The sequence below is a fragment of the Sutcliffiella sp. NC1 genome (genome assembly GCF_027594365.1).
GTDB lineage: Bacteria > Bacillota > Bacilli > Bacillales > Bacillaceae_I > Sutcliffiella > Sutcliffiella cohnii.
Map to the genome: position 1 here is coordinate 4,008,119 of NZ_CP115153.1, position 18,701 is coordinate 4,026,819.

Genomic DNA, 18,701 nt, shown 5'->3' on the forward strand with positions numbered 1-18,701 from the left:
AATAATCAAAAAAGACGTTTGCCTTTAAATTAGCAAACGTCTTTTTTGAAAACCTGTTTGTATTAAAGAATAACCGCTGCAATACTCCCGAAAATAATAAGCGGAATGTTGTAGTGTAAAAATGTAGGAACACAAGAATCCCAAATGTGATTATGCTGGCCATCTGCATTTAAACCAGACGTTGGCCCTAACGTACTATCCGACGCCGGTGAACCTGCATCCCCTAAAGCTGCAGCCGTTCCAATAATCGCTAACGTTGCCATCGGACTAAATCCCATTTCGATACATAGTGGTACAAAAATCGCAGCTATAATAGGGATAGTCGAAAACGAAGAACCTATTCCCATCGTAATAAATAATCCTACTATTAACATGACAAAAGCGGCAACCATTTGATTCGTGCCAAACCATTGAGCTGAAGTTGCAACAAGTGTCTCAATATGACCTGTTGCTCGTAACACTTGCGCAAATCCAGAAGCCGAAATCATTACAAACCCGATGAATGCCATCATTCTCATTCCATTTGTTAAAATAGTATCAGATTCGTTTAACTTCATAGATCCACTCAAATATAAAATAATAATTCCTGCTAAAGATCCATAAATCATTCCTTGAACACCAACAACTTCTGATAGGTATAACTGAGCAACTAATGATACAACAACCGCAACAATTGCAAAACTAATGCTTTTTTTCGAGTATGTTGCTTTTTCCACTCCAATTAATTCTTTTTGCTCATAAGTACGAGGCTTTCGATAGGAAAAGAAGACGGCGATTAAAAGTCCTACCACCATTCCTCCTACAGGTAATAGCATCGCTAACGGAATATCTGATAATGATACTGTTAGTCCACTTTCCGCCATGTTCGTTTGCAAAATATCGTGGAAAATTGCCCCAAAACCTACAGGTAATAATATATAAGGAGCTGTTAATCCAAATGTTAAAACAGTAGCTGTTACCCTTCTATCAATCTGTAATTCATTTAATACTTTTAATAGTGGCGGAATTAATATCGGGATAAACGCTATATGAACTGGTATTGCGTTCTGTGACATAATGGAAACCGATAATATGACTAACAATAAAAGCACTTTTGATAATGTCTTCTTCTTCGATTCTCCATTTCTACCTAGTAGTTTAATAGCTGTATCTACTAACGCATCAGGAAGACCAGTTTTGGAAAGACCTACTGCAAAAGCACCTAATAATGCATAACTTAATGCAACTGCTGCATTTCCTCCTAATCCATCTACAAACGTATTAATGGTCCCTTCCAATCCAAGACCACCTGTTATTCCTCCTATAAAAGCACCTATTACTAGTGCGATCACAACGTTTATTCGTAACAAACTTAGTATTAACATAATTAAAATTGCTATAATGACTGCATTCATGGTGTAACTCCTTCCAAATACACTTTATCTCGCTAAACAATTAGAGTATTAAAACATGTTAATTACTTTATCACACTAAAACATATATCGTCAACTAGCAATTTTATAAGATAACAAAAAGAAGAGGTTAGGACATGACTAAAACAAACATAATAAAAACGAACAAAATATATTCGAGGAAAACTCGCTCCGGAAGTATACTTCGCTTTACTACGATAGTCCGTTTTTTATCATGATCAATCTAGTTTTGTCTCAGCCTCTCCCCTTTACCTGATATGAAGGAAGATTGGAAGGAAAACTAAACTTCCTCCTAAAAAAACAATTAAAAATGCTCCTGTATACTTTTTCCCATCTTTCCAAACTGCTCTTGAAAATGCAATCAAATAATATAAACATATTAAGGCTACTACATACATCCAAAACATCGTTATTACCTCTTTTCACTTTCCGAGTAGAGATATTTCCCATACCTATCAATTGTCACATCGTATTTTATGTTAACTTTCGAATTTGAAAAATAATCGCTCCAGTCAAATTTTTCATACTCGGTCCATGTCCAGAAGTTTCCTCTAGCAATACTTGACCATAAAAAAGGCTCTGCTTTAAAAATACGTTGTGACTTTCTTATTAGTGATTTACTTTCATTTTTTAATTGTTGTTCAATCGACTTTTTTAATGTTGCTTGGTGTTGGATGTTTTCTGTATAATTTGTTTCTCCTGGGATATGTAGTACTTGAATAATCACAGGAATTACAACGGAAATGGTGCCCTTTTCCTTTTCCATATTAATATTAACTTTTGGGCTTTCATTTTTTAACATCCGAACCGTTATCGCTTTTGCTGGATCGTTCGGATCTTTAAAATTAGTTTGTATCGTATTTACCTTCGCATATGGTCGTAGAAGTAGGGAATGTCTAGTTTCTTCTCCGCTCATTACACCGACCATTCTTCCATCTTTAAAAACAGCTGAACCAATCATTTGAGTTGGGTTGCCTCCTGATAAGTCCACTTCTCCTGCGATATAGTCCTCATCTTCCTTCACTTCCGGTTCTTTAATAGTGGAAGTGGCATAAATAGATAAAAATAATCCATCTTTTCCATCTATCTCCTTAAAATATTGATTTAACGTTGCTTCAGGCATTAACCCTGTTTGTTCCCATCTTTCCAACATAAACGCAAAAAACTTATGTGGTCTTTCTTCTAACTGTGGATTGTTATTTCGAATAAAATCAGATGCTTCTTCACGTGATATAACGACGTTAATATCTCTGCGAAACTGTCGATCTCGAAGGGTTGCTTCCATAATGGATGGAAATTCACGCGAACGAGCTAAATTTTCACTTATGACTATATTTTTCACATGGGAATATCGGATATCTTTCGTTACTGAAATGTTAGCCATCTCTCGAGCTGATAATAAATCTGGAGCACTTATCGTAATAATTTCAGACGGTTCCGTTCCACTTGATGCTTCCATTTTAGGTGCAACACCTCGCGCATTTGCAATTTGCATCGTTATTTCTAATAACCCATCTTCTCCTTCGTCTAGACCAAGTACAACAGGAAAGGCAAATTGTGTAATCTCTCCCCTATCCCAACAGCCTGACAAAGGGAATAAAAGTAAGCATACTACGATGAATTTCAACCATCTCATACATACCTGCCTCCTTTTTTTACTTGATCTACAATCCACAAAATAAACGGTAAAACTAAAATAAAATACCAGCTAAATTGGTAATAAGTACTTTCCCCCAATATAAGTAAACTTTCTATATTTGATTCAGGTAATAATGCTAAAAAGAATACTACTCCGGCTAATGGCAAAAATAAAGGCTCAAACTCTTTCAAACGTAAGCTTGAAGCTAGCAAAGCGCCTGTCACAAACAGATAAATTGCTAGCCTTGTAATGCTTGCAATTGCCCAAAAACCTATGAAAAACGATTCTATATTTCCTAGCACTGGACCGAGATCCACAATTCTCGTCAATTGATGAAACGTAAATGGTATACTCTCAACTGCCGGGAAATCATATATCATGATATATACAATAAAAAACAACATTAATTCAATAACAACAAAACCAAAACCAATAAAGCTCGCTAGACGAAAGTTCTCGTAACTCCTTACGAAAGGAAACAAAATAGAGAAAAAGAGTAACTCTCCAATTAAATAGCTTGTTTTAGTACTCTCAATCAAGAGAATTGACAAGCCAGGTCCCGCTATTGGATAAATATTTCTCCACTGAAGGGATCCTATAAGTAATACTAAAATAATGATAAATGCTATTTTTAAGTAGGGGACTGTAAGCCATGACGTTCTTCCGATCGCTTCGATACCTCGATTTGCGATAAAAAAGCTAACGAAAAGAAACAAAAATACAATAACTGGTGTTGGAGTATTCGGAAAGTACATTATCCCCATCGTATCTGCATGATTGCGGACATAAAGCACAGTAGTCCCTAGCATAAATAAAAATAGAACAACTCCTATAATAAAACCAAAAACTTTTCCTGTAATGATAAATGTAATGTCAACAATATTTTTATTTTGATAGAGCTTTAAAAGCGCCAACAATACTAAAAAAGACAAAAGTACAATGACTCCTGATAACAGTGGCATTATCCACGTAGCAGTTGTTCCTAAGGGGAACAGTATGGACGCAGTCATATCAGTTTGTTTCAATCCAATAGTTAACAAAATGAGCGCTAAAAATTCTCTCGTCCCAATCTTTCCATCTGATTTTTTTATCATCTATTCTTCCCACCTTCTGGCTTGTCACCTTTAACCCGGTTTAATGGGTATACATGCAAAGGTCTAAGCCACATTTTCCATAAAGGCGGGCGAGTTAATAAGTCTTTAGAAGAACGATAATGTGGAGCCATTGGTGAAATAAAAGGAACATCAAATGATTTGACCGTTGTTAAGTAAGCAATACATGCTTGAACTCCAATAGCTATTCCGAAAAAGCCCATAAGTGCAGCAAGTGTAATGAAACCGAAACGGGCAATTCGAACTGCGTATACAAAACTGTTTGTTGGAATCGTGAACGATGCAAGACTAGAAAATCCGACTACTGTAATAACAATTGGACTGATTAAGCCTGATTCAATTGCTGCAATACTAATAATTAGTGCAGCCAACATCGCGACGACTGGACCAACCTTAGATGGCATCCGCAAACCTGCTTCTCGAAATACATCAAACGTCAATTCAAGAAGAATTAACTCGAATACCGATGGGAACGGAACTAGTTCACGTGTTGCGATAAACGTAAATAAAAGATCTGTTGGAATGGATTCAATATGATACGTTGTAACAGCAATAAAAACAGCTGGTGCTAACAATGCAGCAAAAAAAGCAAATAACCTAATAATTCGTAGTAAGTTACCAAATGGCCATCTTTGATAATAATCTTCAGCGGTATGAAAAAAAGACCAAAACGTTACTGGCATTACTAAGCAATCCGGAGAACTATCCATCAAAAGAACTACATGCCCCTCTCGTAAAAATGAAGCCGCACGATCCGGCCGCTCAGTTAGCATAACCGTTGGGATAAGTGAATACGATCTTTCTTCAATATGCTGCTCAAGAATAGAGAGATTGGAGATGTTATCCATACTTATTTCAACGATTCTATTTTTCACTTTCTCTACTAGCTCATCATTCGCAATCCCTTTAATGTATATCATGGAAACTGGAGACTGTTCTGTTTCTCCTCCAACATTCAGTTGCTCTGTAATTAGTTGCGGACTACGAAGCTGTTTTCGTATTAACGATATATTGGAATCAATCGATTCAATAAAACTTTCTTTCGGTCCTTTCGTTACTTTCTCTATTTCTGGTTGCTCAATCGCACGTATTTCAAATTTCTTCGTAGTAAAAGGGAGAACAAAGTCTACTCCTTCCATTATTAATACTGCATCACCATTTAATATGAATCGTAATGCACTGTCTTTTTTCCTTACTTCATTTTTTAAGGTAACAGGACTAACTTCAGCAATTTTTTCGGTTGTGTTTTCATCTATCGGTACGTTTCGAAGGATATTTATTAATTCTTTTTCAATAGTTTGCTCATTTGCCATACCGTGCAAATAAATGAGAGCTGCTTTCTTTTCTCCCGCCATCGTAAATTCTTTAATATTGATATCTTTATTTTTCGGAAAGGAAAAAGAATCAGAAAAGAAAGCTATATTTTGTTTGTAATCTGCGGTGAACGTTTTAAGCAGCTCCATCATAATTCACTCCGTTGGCAAGTTTGTGCATTCCTACTGTTATAGTTTTCCTTATTGAATTAAGTTATACGAATAAAAAAACTACCGACCGTAGTCGATAGTTTTTCTTTCATTATTATTTTGTTTCAAATCGCTCAACGAACGTTACTAATGTGCGAACCATCACACCTGTCGCTCCTGCAGGTCCTAAATCATGTGAGGATGAAGTAGTCGCTGTACCTGCTATATCTAAATGAACCCAAGGAGTATCTTCTGCAAACTCTCCTATAAACGCTGCTGCTAAAATGGCATGTCCATCACGACCAGGTGAATTGTTTAAGTCTGCCACTTTACTATTACGTACTCGTTTTACTTCTGATTCAAATAATGGCAATCTCCACATTTGTTCGCCCGCTTCATAGGAGGCTTCTAAAACTTGTTCAAACAATGCTTCGTTATTTGCCATTGCTCCCGTCGTCTTCATACCTAGTGCTACTATGACTCCACCAGTTAACGTTGCGACATCTACTAAATAGTTGGCACCGTGATGTTTCGCGTACGTAATGGCATCTGCTAATACTAATCTACCTTCCGCGTCTGTGTTTAACACTTCAATTGTTTTACCACTCATGGATGTAATAACGTCATCTGGTTTAAATGCTTCACCACTAATCATATTATCGGTCGTTGCAATAACTGCTAACACATTTTGCTCAGGCCTCAATTCGCCGATAACTTCCATCGCGCCTAAAACAGAAGCTGCTCCACCCATATCCGATTTCATGCCAACAATTCCGTCTTTTGGCTTTATCGAATATCCACCTGTATCAAACGTAATACCTTTTCCTACAAGTCCGATTACATCATTCCATTCATCCTTACCTTGGTATTTCATGACAATCATTTTCGGTGGTTCTACAGACCCTTTATTAACCGCTAGTAATGCACCCATTCCTAACTTTTCCATATCTTCTTTTTCAAGAATTTCAATTTCAAATTCATATTTCTTAGCTAACTCGTCAGCATAATTTGCCATATCTGTTGCAGTTAACATATTACCTGGTAAATTTACTAGCGTTCTAGCAGAGTTGGTTCCTACACCATAGTAATAACCTACAGTGACACTTGTTTTTACTTCTTCTAAATCATTTTCCGTTACAAGTGTTACGTCTTCTATTTTTCTTTCAGGCTCGTTTGATTTTTTCTTATAGCCGTCAAATTTATATGTAGCGAGTGGTAACGCTTCCCCAAAAGCATGTGACACGTCCAATACATCTACATTTTCTGTTACAAATGAATCAACTGCCACTACTACATCGGTTAACTTTGCAACTTGAAGCTCTTTACTCACCTTTCCTAACGCTTCCCTTAAACTTGTAAATGTTAGCTCGTCTTCTTTACCTAAACCAACAATAAATAAACGTTTAAAAGAAGTTTGCCCAAATGTATGTATTTTTGCAATCCCCTTAAATTTTGAAGAAATATCCCCTTCTTTTAAAAGCTCCGTTAACTGTCCATTAAGTGACTCATTTAATTCTCCTAGCAGACCTTCTAGCTTTTTATTTTTTTCAAACAAACCAACTACTAATGCTGACTGCTTTTCTGTAAAATCGATCGTATTTTGAACATGAAACATGTTATCCCCTACCTCTCAAAGTATGTATGTCCATTATAGCGAAAGTTTAAAAATATTTCGAGTAGCTAATCTTCTTGTAAATATAAAATAAGTTGGGGAAGCTGTGGTAACGTTGAAATGTCCTCAAATGGAATACGGTCTATATCGTTTGGTATAATGTTTAAACTTTGTTCTATAAACTCATTTACTATTTCTAGGTTTAACCCCCAATGTTTTGGGCGATATTTTTGTATATAAGTGTGTCCTGCTCTCATCATCGATCGTGCACCTTTTACATTTCCATATTCGTAATGGTAAATAGCCACCGTCATTTGAAGCAAGCCCTTTAAAAACAAATTGTCTTTTTCCGTTAACCATATTTCTTCTAATAAATCGTGACAAGTATAATAGTCTCCTTCGTTAAATTTAATAAAAAACTCATAATACTCATCTGGATATAAATGCATACGCCACCCTACTTTCTATCATAAAACTTTCACTATTTTCTAAATTTATTGTAACAAAATTGAAAATATCATTCATCTTTATTAGAAATTGTACTGCTTTACTGTATAATAAAAACAAAAATATATTCACAGCAACGAAAGGGCGATTATGTACAATGGACTTATTTACTAATTTTCCGTTATGGGCTGCATTAGCTGCTATTGGCTTTGCACAATTTGTAAAAGTACCGATTCAATTTATTGCAACGAGGAAAATAGATTGGTCACTCCTTACCTCTACAGGTGGAATGCCTAGCTCACACTCGGCTGCTGTTACCGCTGTTGCTACAGGAGTTGCGTTAGAAACAGGTTTAGGCTCCCCTATTTTTGCAGTTGCTACCGTATTTGCCATTATCGTAATGTTTGATGCAACTGGTATTCGCCGTCACGCAGGAGAACAGGCAACTGTCCTTAATAAGTTAGTCATTGATTTCAACAGGTTTATGGAAGAGGCTAAATCTTGGCAAAAAATGAATGAACAAGAAAAGCAAAAAGAATTGAAAGAGCTTTTAGGTCATCAACCTATTGAAGTGTTCTTTGGAGGAATTACTGGGATTTTATTAACGCTATTATTGCATTACATATTCCACGTACTGTAAGGGGGAGCGTATATGAGAATCATTTCTCTTTGCCCTAGTAACACAGAACTCGTTCACTACTTAGGATTAACAAAATACTTAGTTGGGGTAGATGATTTTTCAGACTGGCCAAAAAGTATAAAGGCTTTACCTAAGCTTGGGCCAGACTTAAATATTAATATCGACCTCGTTGAAAGTCTTAAGCCTGACTTAGTACTTGCTTCTTTAAGTGTACCAGGCATGGAAAAAAACATTGAACAATTAGAAAAGCGACATTTACCATTTGTTACATATAACCCTCAATCCCTTCAAGATATTAAAGAGGATTTAATTCATCTAGGAACGGAAACAGGACATGAAGAAAAAGCACATGAACTAGCTGAAATATTCAACAACATCATAAACTCATATAAGGAAATTTCAAGCTCTATTGAAAATAAACCGAGCATCTATTGGGAATGGTGGCCAAAACCAGTGTTTACTCCCGGTAGAGTGAATTGGCTAACAGAAATTAGTGAGCTAGCTGGGGGAAGGAATATCTTTGCCGATCAAAACGTCGCAAACTACCAAACTGATTGGGTGGACGTAAAAAATCGTAATCCAGACCATATTTGTCTAATTTGGGTTGGGGTTAAAGAAAGTAAAATGAATAAGAAGGCAATTCAAAAACGCCCAGGTTGGAATGATTTGAGTGCCTTAAAAGAAAACAACGTACACATATTAGAAGAAAGCTTGTTTTGTCGTCCATCCCCTCGACTTTTAATAGGACTTCAAAAACTAGCAGCTTTATTGCATTCTTCCAAGTATCCAATATACTCAGAAGCGAGCGACCCTTTACTACAACCTAAAAAGTCCTAAAAGGTCAGTCTCTACTGACTTTTAGGACTTTATTTATTATGAACCTTTTTTCTCGTTAAACTGCTGTCTAAATACTTGCATTGATTCGTCTTCATTTAAGAGACGTAAATCTTCTTCTGTAAGTTTACCATTTCCTTTTTTAACGACATATACGTCTGTTCTTTTTTTACCCCACTCTTGGAATACTTCTTCAACAGTATCATAGTATAAGTCAATTTTACCGCCTTTTATTGCTCCACCAGTATCTGCAACAACACCATAGCCATATCCAGGAATATACAAAATTGTTCCGATTGGATACACTCTCGGATCTGCTGCTATCGTAGAATATAAATCACGTCTAACTTTTACACCAGAAAACGTTATTCCATATTGAGGGTGATCTGGTTTTTTACCCGTTGATTCATAGCCTGCTGTATATCCTGTTGCTAATACATTATGTTTTTCATATTGATTCCAATCTATCGCTTCTTCTAAAGTTAATGGTGCTTCTACCGCTTCCTCTGAACTCACAAACGTTTCAATTGCCGAAAATAAATTTAAATTTTTCCATTCTAAACTAACCTTCTTAAAGAAGTTATCTTCAGATGTTGTCTTTTTCTCTTGTTTCCCATACCATTCTTTTTCGACCACCCATTCATGAAGTGTTTTAGCCTCTACTCCAGAAACAGATTGGAAGGTTACTAATAAAGCTGTAAAGAACAAAATACAAGTAATTATCCTTCGGCCAACTATTTTTGCCGTTTTCATAGTATTTTCTTCACTCCTCTCACATCACTATTCCTTTCCAATTTGGACAAGAAATATTCGAAAAAAGAGAAGAAAATTAGTAATTTCATATAAAAGCCTAAAAAAATTGCCAATATTTACTTGTAATCTACTAATAAATTAGAAATAATTACCATGAATTCGACTAACTAAATACAAAAATAATGGAAAAGTGTCAGTAGCGTAAGTATAAAAGAATAACATAAACAACCAATTTATTTTCAAGGTAAACACCAATGCAAGTCATAGGTTAGCATCATGGACAATATGAAAGTGTATTTCCAGTTTTGAACGGTTATAAGGATCGTGCTTATACTTTTGAACCGTGAGTGGATTGGAGCGGAGGGAACTTGACTCCTGCGGGAGTAGCGTGAGCCTTGAGACCCCGCACGAGCGTAGCGAGGAGGAGGCTCAAGCCACGCCCGCGGAAAGCAAGTTCCCGTAGCGAAGAGGAACGGACTAGCACATTACAACCATTCTACTTTCAAGGTTAGACAAAAAAATAAACGCCTAATAAATAGGCGTCTCCATTAAAACATTTGATATCCATTTTTACGAAGCATGCGAATAACAACTCCAGAAAGAATAGCACCAAATAGTCCAGATAATAATATAATAATCTCAGCGAATGGTAAAATCGCTAACTTCCCACCTAAAATTTGTAAGGAGGAAATTGGTGATAAAAAGTAATCAGACAATGTAACTTGCGGGTTTCCAATAATCCATATACATACAAATGGATATATAATTGCCATAATCCATGACATTCTTAATAACATATTTAGAAGGAAGCCTATCCCGAAAAACAATACAAAGAAAAGTAGCATAGAAATAAGTAATATAGGTATGTTCATATTTATGTTCCACCTCCTGTACACATCATTCTTAGTGTACTGAAACGATAAATATGAGTCAATTACTTTTCCATGCTACATAATTGGTCAAATTTAAAATGTTCACGTAAAAGACAATTATTTCTTTCCACTTCCGCCACAGCAGGCACATGTTTCGGATCCGCCTAGTAATAATTGATGATATCCTTTTCCTGAACAATAGGTACATTCTTTCTTCTCTACACTAAGTTGAACTGTCATTCCCATCCCTCCGGATTAGTTATTTACTTAATTTTCTGATAATATACCATCCCTTGGCCTCTTTTGAAAAGTCGGAAAATAACAGTAGAGCGTCCATGTAAGCGAATACATCAATGTGACTCTTTCTCACACTTTAATTTTCTTAATATTTAAACATTTAAATAAATAATTTAGAAAAACAATCGATACGAAGTATAGCCAAATTGTTTTCCAGGATCTTTCGTTTCATCCATATGCAGTGAGTAATTTATTCGGTTATCAATAAAATGATGAATAAGTAAAGAAGTTGCGGGATCGTTTTTTAAAGCTTCTACAGTCAGAAATGAAGCGTCCATTAATTCTTTTTCTTCAACTGTTACGTTAGTATGTAGTGGCTTACAGTTAAAAATAATCATATTATCACTAATTTCATCCTTTATGACGCCTGAACGTATCCCTATGACTCCATCTACTTCACATTCAATTCCTGTTTCTTCTAAAACCTCACGTTTTACAGCCTCATCTATAGTCTCTGTAGGGTCGACAAATCCAGCAGGTAAGGACCATTTCCCTTTTAACCCGCCATATTGTTTTTTTACAACAAGTATTCTTCCCTCTTCATCCACTACGAGCGCTGCCACTCCTAACCAAACATTTCCTCTCTTCATCTTACTTCACCTCTCTTGTAAATATAGTATCGCTATTAAGAGAAAATTCAAGTTTGAATAACATCTGTCAAAAAGAAAAAACCACTCTAAAAAGAGTGGCTTTTTAAATCTATATTATAGGATGTTGAATTTACCTTTTTTCATTACTAGTCCAGGTCCACCAATCATGAATAGAGCACGGTTATCAACCATTTTCTTCATGAAAGAAGCTTTCGATCCCCATACTTTGCGACCGAATACAACACCAATTGCATCGTCTTCACCTAGAGAACATACGGAACCTTTTAAGTCAGGAGTAAATGCTTCTAATTCACCTTGACCACGTACTAGAACAGCTAAGTTTTTCGCACAAATTTCTCCTTGTTGCATCGCAATTTGTGCTGTTGGAGGGTATGGACGATTAATTTCTTCATTAATGATTAACGAGCAATCACCAACGATGAATACATCATCATGCCCTGGTGCACGTAAGTAAGGATCTACTTTTACACGACCGCGCATGTTTTCAAAGCCAGAGTCTTCTACTAAATGGTTTCCACGAACACCAGCAGCCCATACTACAGTACCAGCTTTAATTTCTTCCACTTGGTCATCTTTAGCAACGATAATTCCTTCTTCTGTTGCTTCTTTAATAGCCGTACCAATTTTGAACTCTACACCTTTTTTCTCTAATTGGTTTACAGCGTACTCTACTAGCTCTGGATCAAATCCTGGAAGAACAGTTGGTGCCGCTTCTACACAGATGATACGAACCTTTTCTTGAGGTACATCAAACTCTTGACATAGCTCAGGTGCACGATTAGCTAATTCACCTAAAAATTCAATACCAGTAAAACCAGCTCCACCAACTACAATCGTTAAACGATCATCACGGCGATCTTTTTCAGTATTATACGTAGCAAATTGATATTCAATATGCTCACGAATTTGACGCGCTGCGTTTAAGTTAGCAATAGAGAATGCATGTTCTTTTAATCCTTTAATACCGAACGTTTCAGCTTCGTAACCTAGTGAGACTACTAAATAGTCGTAGTTTAATTCTCCACCTTTAGATAGTGCTACTGTTTTTTCTTCACGATTAATTGAAGTAACTGTATCTACAAGGAAATGTACTTTACTCTTGTCAATTACATCTGTTACTTTGTAACGTGTACGATCTGCAGGTAACGTACCAGCAGACGCTTCATGAAGCCATGTAGACTCATAATGGTAGTTGTTTTTGTTTACTAACGTAATATCTGCTTCATTAACGCCAAGCTGTTTTTGAAGTCGAACAGTTGTCATTAATCCACCGTAACCGGCACCTAAAATAACGATTTTTGGCTTTCTCAACGTAATACATCCACCTTTTCTACGAAAGTTTAATAAATATATGATGACACTGACAAATTTCTATATTCATACTATCTACTAAAAATGTATATTTTATTTAAGGGATCATATTGTGAAACCCTTCACGAATAAGTACATGATAATGTACGAAATTTGTCATAATAAAGTTTATACCATATACATCATATGCTTTTTCCACTGTTTTTTCAAGCAAATTTAACAAGTTTGTAACATTTAGAATATTCGTCTGAAATATTTGTAAGACTATTTTTTCTTCATTTTGCTACATAATAGAAAAGATATTGTTAAAAAATTATGCTATTATAGGTAGTGGTAGTTACATTATAAGGGGGGTTGACACAATGAAAGAAGATCAAAAAGTGTATGACATTACGATTATTGGTGGTGGACCAGTCGGACTCTTTACTGCTTTTTACGGCGGTATGCGTCAGGCAACAGTTAAGATAATTGAAAGTTTACCACAACTAGGAGGACAGCTTTCTGCTTTATATCCTGAAAAATACATATATGATATTGCTGGTTTTCCGAAAGTGCGTGCACAAGAGTTAATTGATAATTTAAAGGAACAAATGTCTAAGTTTGAACCGACAGTAGCATTGGAACAATCTGTTCAATCAATTGAAAAAATGGGTGATGGTACATTTAAATTAACTACTAATGCCGAAACTCATTACTCTAAAGCAATTATCATTACTGCTGGTAACGGTGCTTTTCAACCGCGTCGCTTAGAGCTTGACGAAGTTAGAAAATACGAAGGGAAAAACCTTCATTACTTTGTCGATGATATGAATAAATTTGCAGGGAAAAAAGTTGTTGTATTTGGTGGAGGAGACTCAGCTGTTGACTGGGCTTTAATGCTAGAGCCGATTGCTGAAAAAGTAACATTAGTTCACCGTCGTGATAAGTTCCGTGCACATGAGCATAGTGTCGAAAATTTAATGAATTCTAAAGTTGAAGTAAAAACACCTTATGTACCTTCCGAAGTTATTGGAGATGACAACGGAATTCAACAAGTTGTCCTTGAGAAAGTAAAAGAAGAAAGTAAAGAAGTTTTAGATGTTGATGCTGTCATTGTCAATTACGGATTTGTTTCATCTCTTGGTCCTATTAAAGATTGGGGACTAACGATTGAGAAGAACTCTATCGTCGTTAACTCAAAAATGGAGACGAACATTCCTGGTATATACGCAGCAGGTGACATTTGCACATACGATGGGAAAGTTAAATTAATTGCTTCTGGTTTTGGAGAAGCTCCAACTGCCGTTAATAATGCAAAAGCATATATTGACCCGAAAGCGAAAGTTCAGCCTTTACACAGTACTAGTTTATTTTAATCTATACACAACAGGAAGAGCTCTTTCTCCCTAATGATACAAGCACGGTTTCATTTTTATGAAGCCGTGCTTTTTTATTTATAAAACAGGAACAACTACCTGTAACCTTCTTTTTTTTACTACGTCTAGTTATGTAACAAAACTTTTATAAGGTGGTTAGTTACAATATGAAATTCATAAAAATTGTAATAGCGACATGTTTACTTGCCGTAAGTTTATTGTCTTTAGCTCCATCTACTTTTGCTTGTTCTTGTTTACCTCCAGGTACTCCTTCAGAGGAACTTGCTAGTCATGATGCTGTTTTTGCTGGTAAAGTCTTAAATATTAAAGAAAAAGGTGAGGAAATAGAAGTTACTATTGAGGTAAGTGAAGCTTGGAAAGGAATGACCAATAAAGAGACGACTGTTTACACACCGTCTAATTCAGCAGCGTGTGGTGTGAATTTTGAGACGAATATAGAATATATCATTTATGCAAATAACGATAACGGGGAGTTACACACAAACTTATGTTCAAGAACTGCTGAACTTGCCTTTGCGCAAGAGGATGTGGCGGAACTTGGTGAAGGTACTCCACTAAATAGTCTCTCTGCTAAAGATAATGAAGGTAATTTCACTACTAACTTTGGGATTTCTATGTTAGTGTTAATCGGTTTAGGTTCGTTCTGGTTTGTTTCAAAGAGGAAGAAGAAGTAGTGATGAAGAAAGAAAGCACCTAACTATAACAGGAGTTAGGTGCTTTCTTATTAACATTCTTCTGGTGTTCCCTCTACTGTTGCCGTTCGGAACGATGATCCACATCCACATGATGCAATGGCGTTTGGATTATCGATTGTAAAGCCGCCGCCCATCATCGATTGTTTATAATCAATTTTTACATCGCGTAAAATTGGCGCACTTTCTTCGTCTATTAATATTCTCACTCCATGTTGTTGGAGTTCCATATCTTTGTCTGTTTTTTCTTCATCAAAGCCCATCCCGTATGATAAACCACTACAGCCACCACCGTTAACTTTTACACGTAAATAAACATCATCACTACCGTATTCTTTCATCATGTCTTTTACTTGAAAAGCAGCAGCCTCTGTTAAAGTTAATACTTCGCTCACTCGAAACACCTCCTTCTACATACCTCTTATATTATATTATACCGTTTCACTCAAAAGTTCTCAAAGCATCTGATTTACTTTATAAGATGGCTATTCTATCACTAAAAAGAGCACGTTAATTAAAAAAGTGTCCGTGTTTCATTGATATCGGTTTTTTTCGTGGATATCGAGATAGCTTGTATGGGAAAGGACTGCCCTAATAACGAGCAGTCCTTTTCAGATTACGAACGGTAAAAAAAAGTACCTGTACAAATAGTTTCTGCTGGTCCTGTCATTAGTACGTTTCCTTCTTCTGTCCACGTAATGAATAGGTCACCCCCAGCAAGGTGTACGGTTGTTTCTATCCCTCTTTTCGTTTTACCGTTTAAAACGGAGGCTACGACTGCGGCACACGCTCCTGTTCCGCATGCTTGTGTAATTCCGGAACCACGCTCCCATACTCTAAAGTGAAGCTCTGATTCAGACACTACTTCCACAAATTCAACGTTTACACTTTCGGGAAAACGTTCATCTTTTTCTACTCTAGGCCCTAACGTAGTGAGTGGGGCAGCTTCAATATTTTCTACATAAAAAATACCGTGAGGATTCCCCATGGAAACAGTCGTAATATGATAAACTTCCCCATCAACAGGAAAAGGTTCATTAATTACTTCGGATTTTTCACTGCCCTGCATTGGTATTTGGTCACGACTTAACCGCGGAACTCCCATATCTACCGTTACTATGTTAACTTCCCCAGTTTCTGATTCTTGTACGGTTGCTTCTACTAAACCGGAAAGAGTTTCAATTTTAAATGTCTTATCATGAACGAGCTTTTTTTCATACGCGTATTTAGCAACACATCTTAAACCATTGCCACAATTTTTTCCTTCTGAGCCATCATTATTAAAAATACGCATTTTAACTGGAGCCACATCAGATGGACAAATTAAAATCATTCCGTCTGATCCAATTCCTGTATAAATAGAAGAAACGGCGATCGCAATATCACTCAATTCTTCTTCCTTTAAATTTTCTTTAAACATATCAACGTATATATAGTTGTTTCCTAATCCGTGCATTTTAGTAAATGGAATTGCTTGCATATGGACCTCCATACATTTAAACATTTTTTCTAATATTAGCATAAAAATTCGCTCTTTTGTAAATTAGTATGAATAAAATTAGAAAAGATGGAGCATACTAAGAACATCCCCCGTTTTTAAAATAAATAAAAGCTCCTTTCCTGTTTGGAAGGGAGCTTTTATTATTATGAGAATATAATCATGCCGGCAATTGCTGCACTTAAAAGGTTTGCTAAAGTACCTGCAATAATTGCTTTCATTCCTAATTTTGCGATGTCAGGACGACGGTTTGGTGCTAAACTTCCAAGTCCGCCTAATAAAATCGCTAAGGAAGAAAGGTTTGCGAATCCACAAAGTGCAAAAGAAATGATAGCAACGGATTTCTCACTAAATAAGTCTAATTGAGTGGAGAAAGTGGAGTAAGCGACAAATTCGTTTAATACAAGCTTTTGTCCAATTAAGTTACCCGCCGCTACTGCTTCACTCCACGGAATACCTATTACAAATGCTAATGGTGAGAATAGGTAACCTAAAATAAAGTCTAGAGAGAAGTTTGTTGCGCCAAATAAACCTCCAATCCACCCTAAGAAACCATTAACTAGAGCGATTAATGCGATAAAAGCTAATAACATTGCACCAACGTTTAACGCTAGCTTTAATCCATCTGATGCTCCACGTGCCGCTGCATCTACTAAGTTCGTTGCCTTATCTTCTTCAGCTTCCTCAATTTCTTTGCCAACTTGGTCAACGGGCTTTTCCGTTTCTGGAAGCATAATTTTTGCCATAATTAACCCACCTGGTGCAGCCATAAAGCTTGCAGCTAGCAAGTATTCCAGTGGAACTCCTAACATTGCATATCCGAATAATACAGAACCAGCAACCGATGCAAGTCCACCTGTCATTACAGCAAATAGTTCTGATCTAGTTAGTCCACCAATGTAAGGACGAATTACTAACGGAGCTTCCGTTTGTCCGACGAAAATGTTTGCGGAAGCAGATAAAGACTCAGTTCTACTAGTACCTAAAAGTTTTGATAATGCCCCACCTAATAGACGGATAATCCATTGCATAATTCCTAAGTAATATAAAACAGAAATTAATGATGAAAAGAATATGATAATAGTTAATACTTGGAACGCAAAAACGAAACCTGTTGGAGAACCAGCGTCTCCTAAAGCACCAAATAAAAAGCCTACCCCTTCAAACGCATAGTCAATAATATGTTGGACTCCGTTTGAAAGCTTTAAAAATGCTTGTCTACCTAATTCCCATTTTAGTACGATAAATGCGAAAATTAGCTGTATTGCTAATCCCCCTATAATTGTACGTAACTTTATGGAACGTTTATGTTCAGATAGTAAAAATGCTATCGCGAAAACAACTACGATTCCTAATAATCCCCATAAGATGTTAGTCATGGTTGATGCCACCTCGTTTATTTTTTGAAAATTTTGTATGTTGTTGGTCGTCAGACATCTAACCAACACTCTTATACTTTACTACAAGTTGAAAGCGTTTTAAAGTACTTTTTTATATGTAATTTCATTCCTGTTCTCGTAATTTTCCCCTTAACTTCGTTTTTATTCATCATCATTACTTGATATTACCTACGTACAAGTGCATGAAACTAGGAAGATTCTCGATTATTGAGTTATACCTCACTATATAGTTGTGTTATATACCTTTATATTTGCGATACCTACCCTCTTAATTGCTAAACTTCTTGTTTTTCGCCCTCCCCGCTCTTCTACCAACCGTAATGAATGTAAATAAAGCAAAATAAAAAAACACAGCATCGTTGGCTGTGTTAATTTTTATATTAAAATAGCGGGTTTTCATCTATATATTTATATATATTTTCAATTAATTGGTCAGCTGTGTCTCCTTTTACAACATCTCCATTCACTAATGCAAACATTGACTGGAAACATTTCCCACAATAACCTAGACATCCATATTCCACTATATCTAAATTTGGATCTTTTTCTAGCTGTTCGCGTGCCTTTTGAGCTCCACTAGCCAAATTACTTACACAAAACTCTACGATTGGCTTCATACCAGTATTCACCTCACCATCAAACTTCTGAATTATTTTGTATTTATAAGTAAGAGCTTCACTATCATTTATAAGTATTTTAGCAAACTATGTTGTTATTTTGTCATAATTTCGA

20 protein-coding genes are annotated in these 18,701 nt (G+C 36.1%); 4 read left to right on the forward strand and 16 right to left on the reverse strand.

Annotated elements, in window-relative coordinates:
* Nucleotides 1–62: 62 nt before the first annotated feature.
* From O1A01_RS20925 to O1A01_RS20955, 7 genes are all read right to left on the reverse strand, one after another.
* Complete coding sequence (locus tag O1A01_RS20925; RefSeq protein ID WP_066418961.1) at nucleotides 63–1,394, reverse strand: Na+/H+ antiporter family protein; 1,332 nt, start codon at nucleotides 1,392–1,394, stop codon at nucleotides 63–65.
* Nucleotides 1,395–1,660: 266 nt separating this feature from the next.
* Nucleotides 1,661–1,819, reverse strand: a complete 159-nt coding sequence (locus tag O1A01_RS20930) for a hypothetical protein (RefSeq protein ID WP_270064890.1) — start codon at nucleotides 1,817–1,819, stop codon at nucleotides 1,661–1,663.
* Nucleotides 1,820–1,824: 5 nt separating this feature from the next.
* Complete coding sequence (locus O1A01_RS20935) at nucleotides 1,825–3,048, reverse strand: Ger(x)C family spore germination protein (RefSeq protein ID WP_270064891.1); 1,224 nt, start codon at nucleotides 3,046–3,048, stop codon at nucleotides 1,825–1,827.
* Entirely contained in the window at nucleotides 3,045–4,145 is a 1,101-nt protein-coding gene (locus tag O1A01_RS20940; RefSeq protein WP_270064892.1) for a GerAB/ArcD/ProY family transporter, read from the reverse strand. Before O1A01_RS20940 ends, O1A01_RS20935 begins: the two co-directional genes overlap by 4 nt.
* Entirely contained in the window at nucleotides 4,142–5,629 is a 1,488-nt protein-coding gene (locus O1A01_RS20945; RefSeq protein ID WP_084380588.1) for a spore germination protein, read from the reverse strand. Before O1A01_RS20945 ends, O1A01_RS20940 begins: the two co-directional genes overlap by 4 nt.
* Nucleotides 5,630–5,741: 112 nt before the next feature.
* Nucleotides 5,742–7,241, reverse strand: coding sequence for a leucyl aminopeptidase (locus O1A01_RS20950; protein WP_066418971.1), 1,500 nt, complete (start codon nucleotides 7,239–7,241; stop codon nucleotides 5,742–5,744).
* Between the two features lie 65 nt (nucleotides 7,242–7,306).
* Nucleotides 7,307–7,687, reverse strand: coding sequence for a DUF309 domain-containing protein (locus tag O1A01_RS20955; RefSeq protein WP_066418973.1), 381 nt, complete (start codon nucleotides 7,685–7,687; stop codon nucleotides 7,307–7,309).
* A gap of 155 nt (nucleotides 7,688–7,842) precedes the next feature.
* Between O1A01_RS20955 and O1A01_RS20960 the strand changes: the two genes are divergently transcribed.
* Together O1A01_RS20960 and O1A01_RS20965 are read left to right on the forward strand one after the other, a co-directional pair.
* Nucleotides 7,843–8,325 carry a divergent PAP2 family protein gene (locus O1A01_RS20960; RefSeq protein ID WP_066418975.1) on the forward strand — a complete coding sequence of 161 codons (483 nt, stop codon included), beginning with the start codon at nucleotides 7,843–7,845 and terminating at the stop codon, nucleotides 8,323–8,325.
* Nucleotides 8,326–8,337: 12 nt separating this feature from the next.
* Nucleotides 8,338–9,162, forward strand: coding sequence for a cobalamin-binding protein (locus O1A01_RS20965; protein ID WP_270064893.1), 825 nt, complete (start codon nucleotides 8,338–8,340; stop codon nucleotides 9,160–9,162).
* Between the two features lie 36 nt (nucleotides 9,163–9,198).
* On the opposite strand, the gene O1A01_RS20970 is transcribed toward O1A01_RS20965, so the two are convergent.
* The 5 genes from O1A01_RS20970 to O1A01_RS20990 form a co-directional block, all read right to left on the reverse strand.
* Nucleotides 9,199–9,912 (reverse strand): 3D domain-containing protein, encoded by a 714-nt coding sequence (locus O1A01_RS20970; RefSeq protein WP_066418978.1) that lies wholly within the window; start codon nucleotides 9,910–9,912, stop codon nucleotides 9,199–9,201.
* Nucleotides 9,913–10,460: 548 nt separating this feature from the next.
* Nucleotides 10,461–10,784: a YuiB family protein gene (locus O1A01_RS20975; RefSeq protein ID WP_066421220.1), complete on the reverse strand. Its 324-nt coding sequence runs from the start codon at nucleotides 10,782–10,784 to the stop codon at nucleotides 10,461–10,463.
* Between the two features lie 117 nt (nucleotides 10,785–10,901).
* Nucleotides 10,902–11,024, reverse strand: coding sequence for a YuiA family protein (locus O1A01_RS20980; RefSeq protein WP_169714891.1), 123 nt, complete (start codon nucleotides 11,022–11,024; stop codon nucleotides 10,902–10,904).
* Between the two features lie 170 nt (nucleotides 11,025–11,194).
* Nucleotides 11,195–11,671, reverse strand: coding sequence for an NUDIX domain-containing protein (locus O1A01_RS20985; protein WP_066421223.1), 477 nt, complete (start codon nucleotides 11,669–11,671; stop codon nucleotides 11,195–11,197).
* Nucleotides 11,672–11,785: 114 nt separating this feature from the next.
* Nucleotides 11,786–12,955: an NAD(P)/FAD-dependent oxidoreductase gene (locus tag O1A01_RS20990; RefSeq protein ID WP_235858324.1), complete on the reverse strand. Its 1,170-nt coding sequence runs from the start codon at nucleotides 12,953–12,955 to the stop codon at nucleotides 11,786–11,788.
* A gap of 410 nt (nucleotides 12,956–13,365) precedes the next feature.
* Between O1A01_RS20990 and O1A01_RS20995 the strand changes: the two genes are divergently transcribed.
* Together O1A01_RS20995 and O1A01_RS21000 are read left to right on the forward strand one after the other, a co-directional pair.
* Nucleotides 13,366–14,358 (forward strand): NAD(P)/FAD-dependent oxidoreductase, encoded by a 993-nt coding sequence (locus tag O1A01_RS20995; RefSeq protein ID WP_066421229.1) that lies wholly within the window; start codon nucleotides 13,366–13,368, stop codon nucleotides 14,356–14,358.
* Between the two features lie 167 nt (nucleotides 14,359–14,525).
* The gene (locus tag O1A01_RS21000) at nucleotides 14,526–15,053 is read left to right on the forward strand and encodes a hypothetical protein (protein WP_270064894.1); all 528 of its coding nucleotides are present in this window, start codon (nucleotides 14,526–14,528) and stop codon (nucleotides 15,051–15,053) included.
* 50 nt (nucleotides 15,054–15,103) lie between these two features.
* On the opposite strand, the gene O1A01_RS21005 is transcribed toward O1A01_RS21000, so the two are convergent.
* From O1A01_RS21005 to O1A01_RS21020, 4 genes are all read right to left on the reverse strand, one after another.
* Nucleotides 15,104–15,415 (reverse strand): HesB/IscA family protein, encoded by a 312-nt coding sequence (locus tag O1A01_RS21005; RefSeq protein ID WP_443081815.1) that lies wholly within the window; start codon nucleotides 15,413–15,415, stop codon nucleotides 15,104–15,106.
* A gap of 272 nt (nucleotides 15,416–15,687) precedes the next feature.
* Nucleotides 15,688–16,551, reverse strand: coding sequence for a diaminopimelate epimerase (gene dapF, locus O1A01_RS21010; protein ID WP_066421243.1), 864 nt, complete (start codon nucleotides 16,549–16,551; stop codon nucleotides 15,688–15,690).
* Nucleotides 16,552–16,715: 164 nt separating this feature from the next.
* Nucleotides 16,716–17,948, reverse strand: coding sequence for a NupC/NupG family nucleoside CNT transporter (locus O1A01_RS21015; RefSeq protein ID WP_066421245.1), 1,233 nt, complete (start codon nucleotides 17,946–17,948; stop codon nucleotides 16,716–16,718).
* Between the two features lie 401 nt (nucleotides 17,949–18,349).
* Complete coding sequence (locus O1A01_RS21020) at nucleotides 18,350–18,586, reverse strand: YuzB family protein (RefSeq protein ID WP_066421247.1); 237 nt, start codon at nucleotides 18,584–18,586, stop codon at nucleotides 18,350–18,352.
* Between the last annotated feature and the right edge of the window lie 115 nt (nucleotides 18,587–18,701).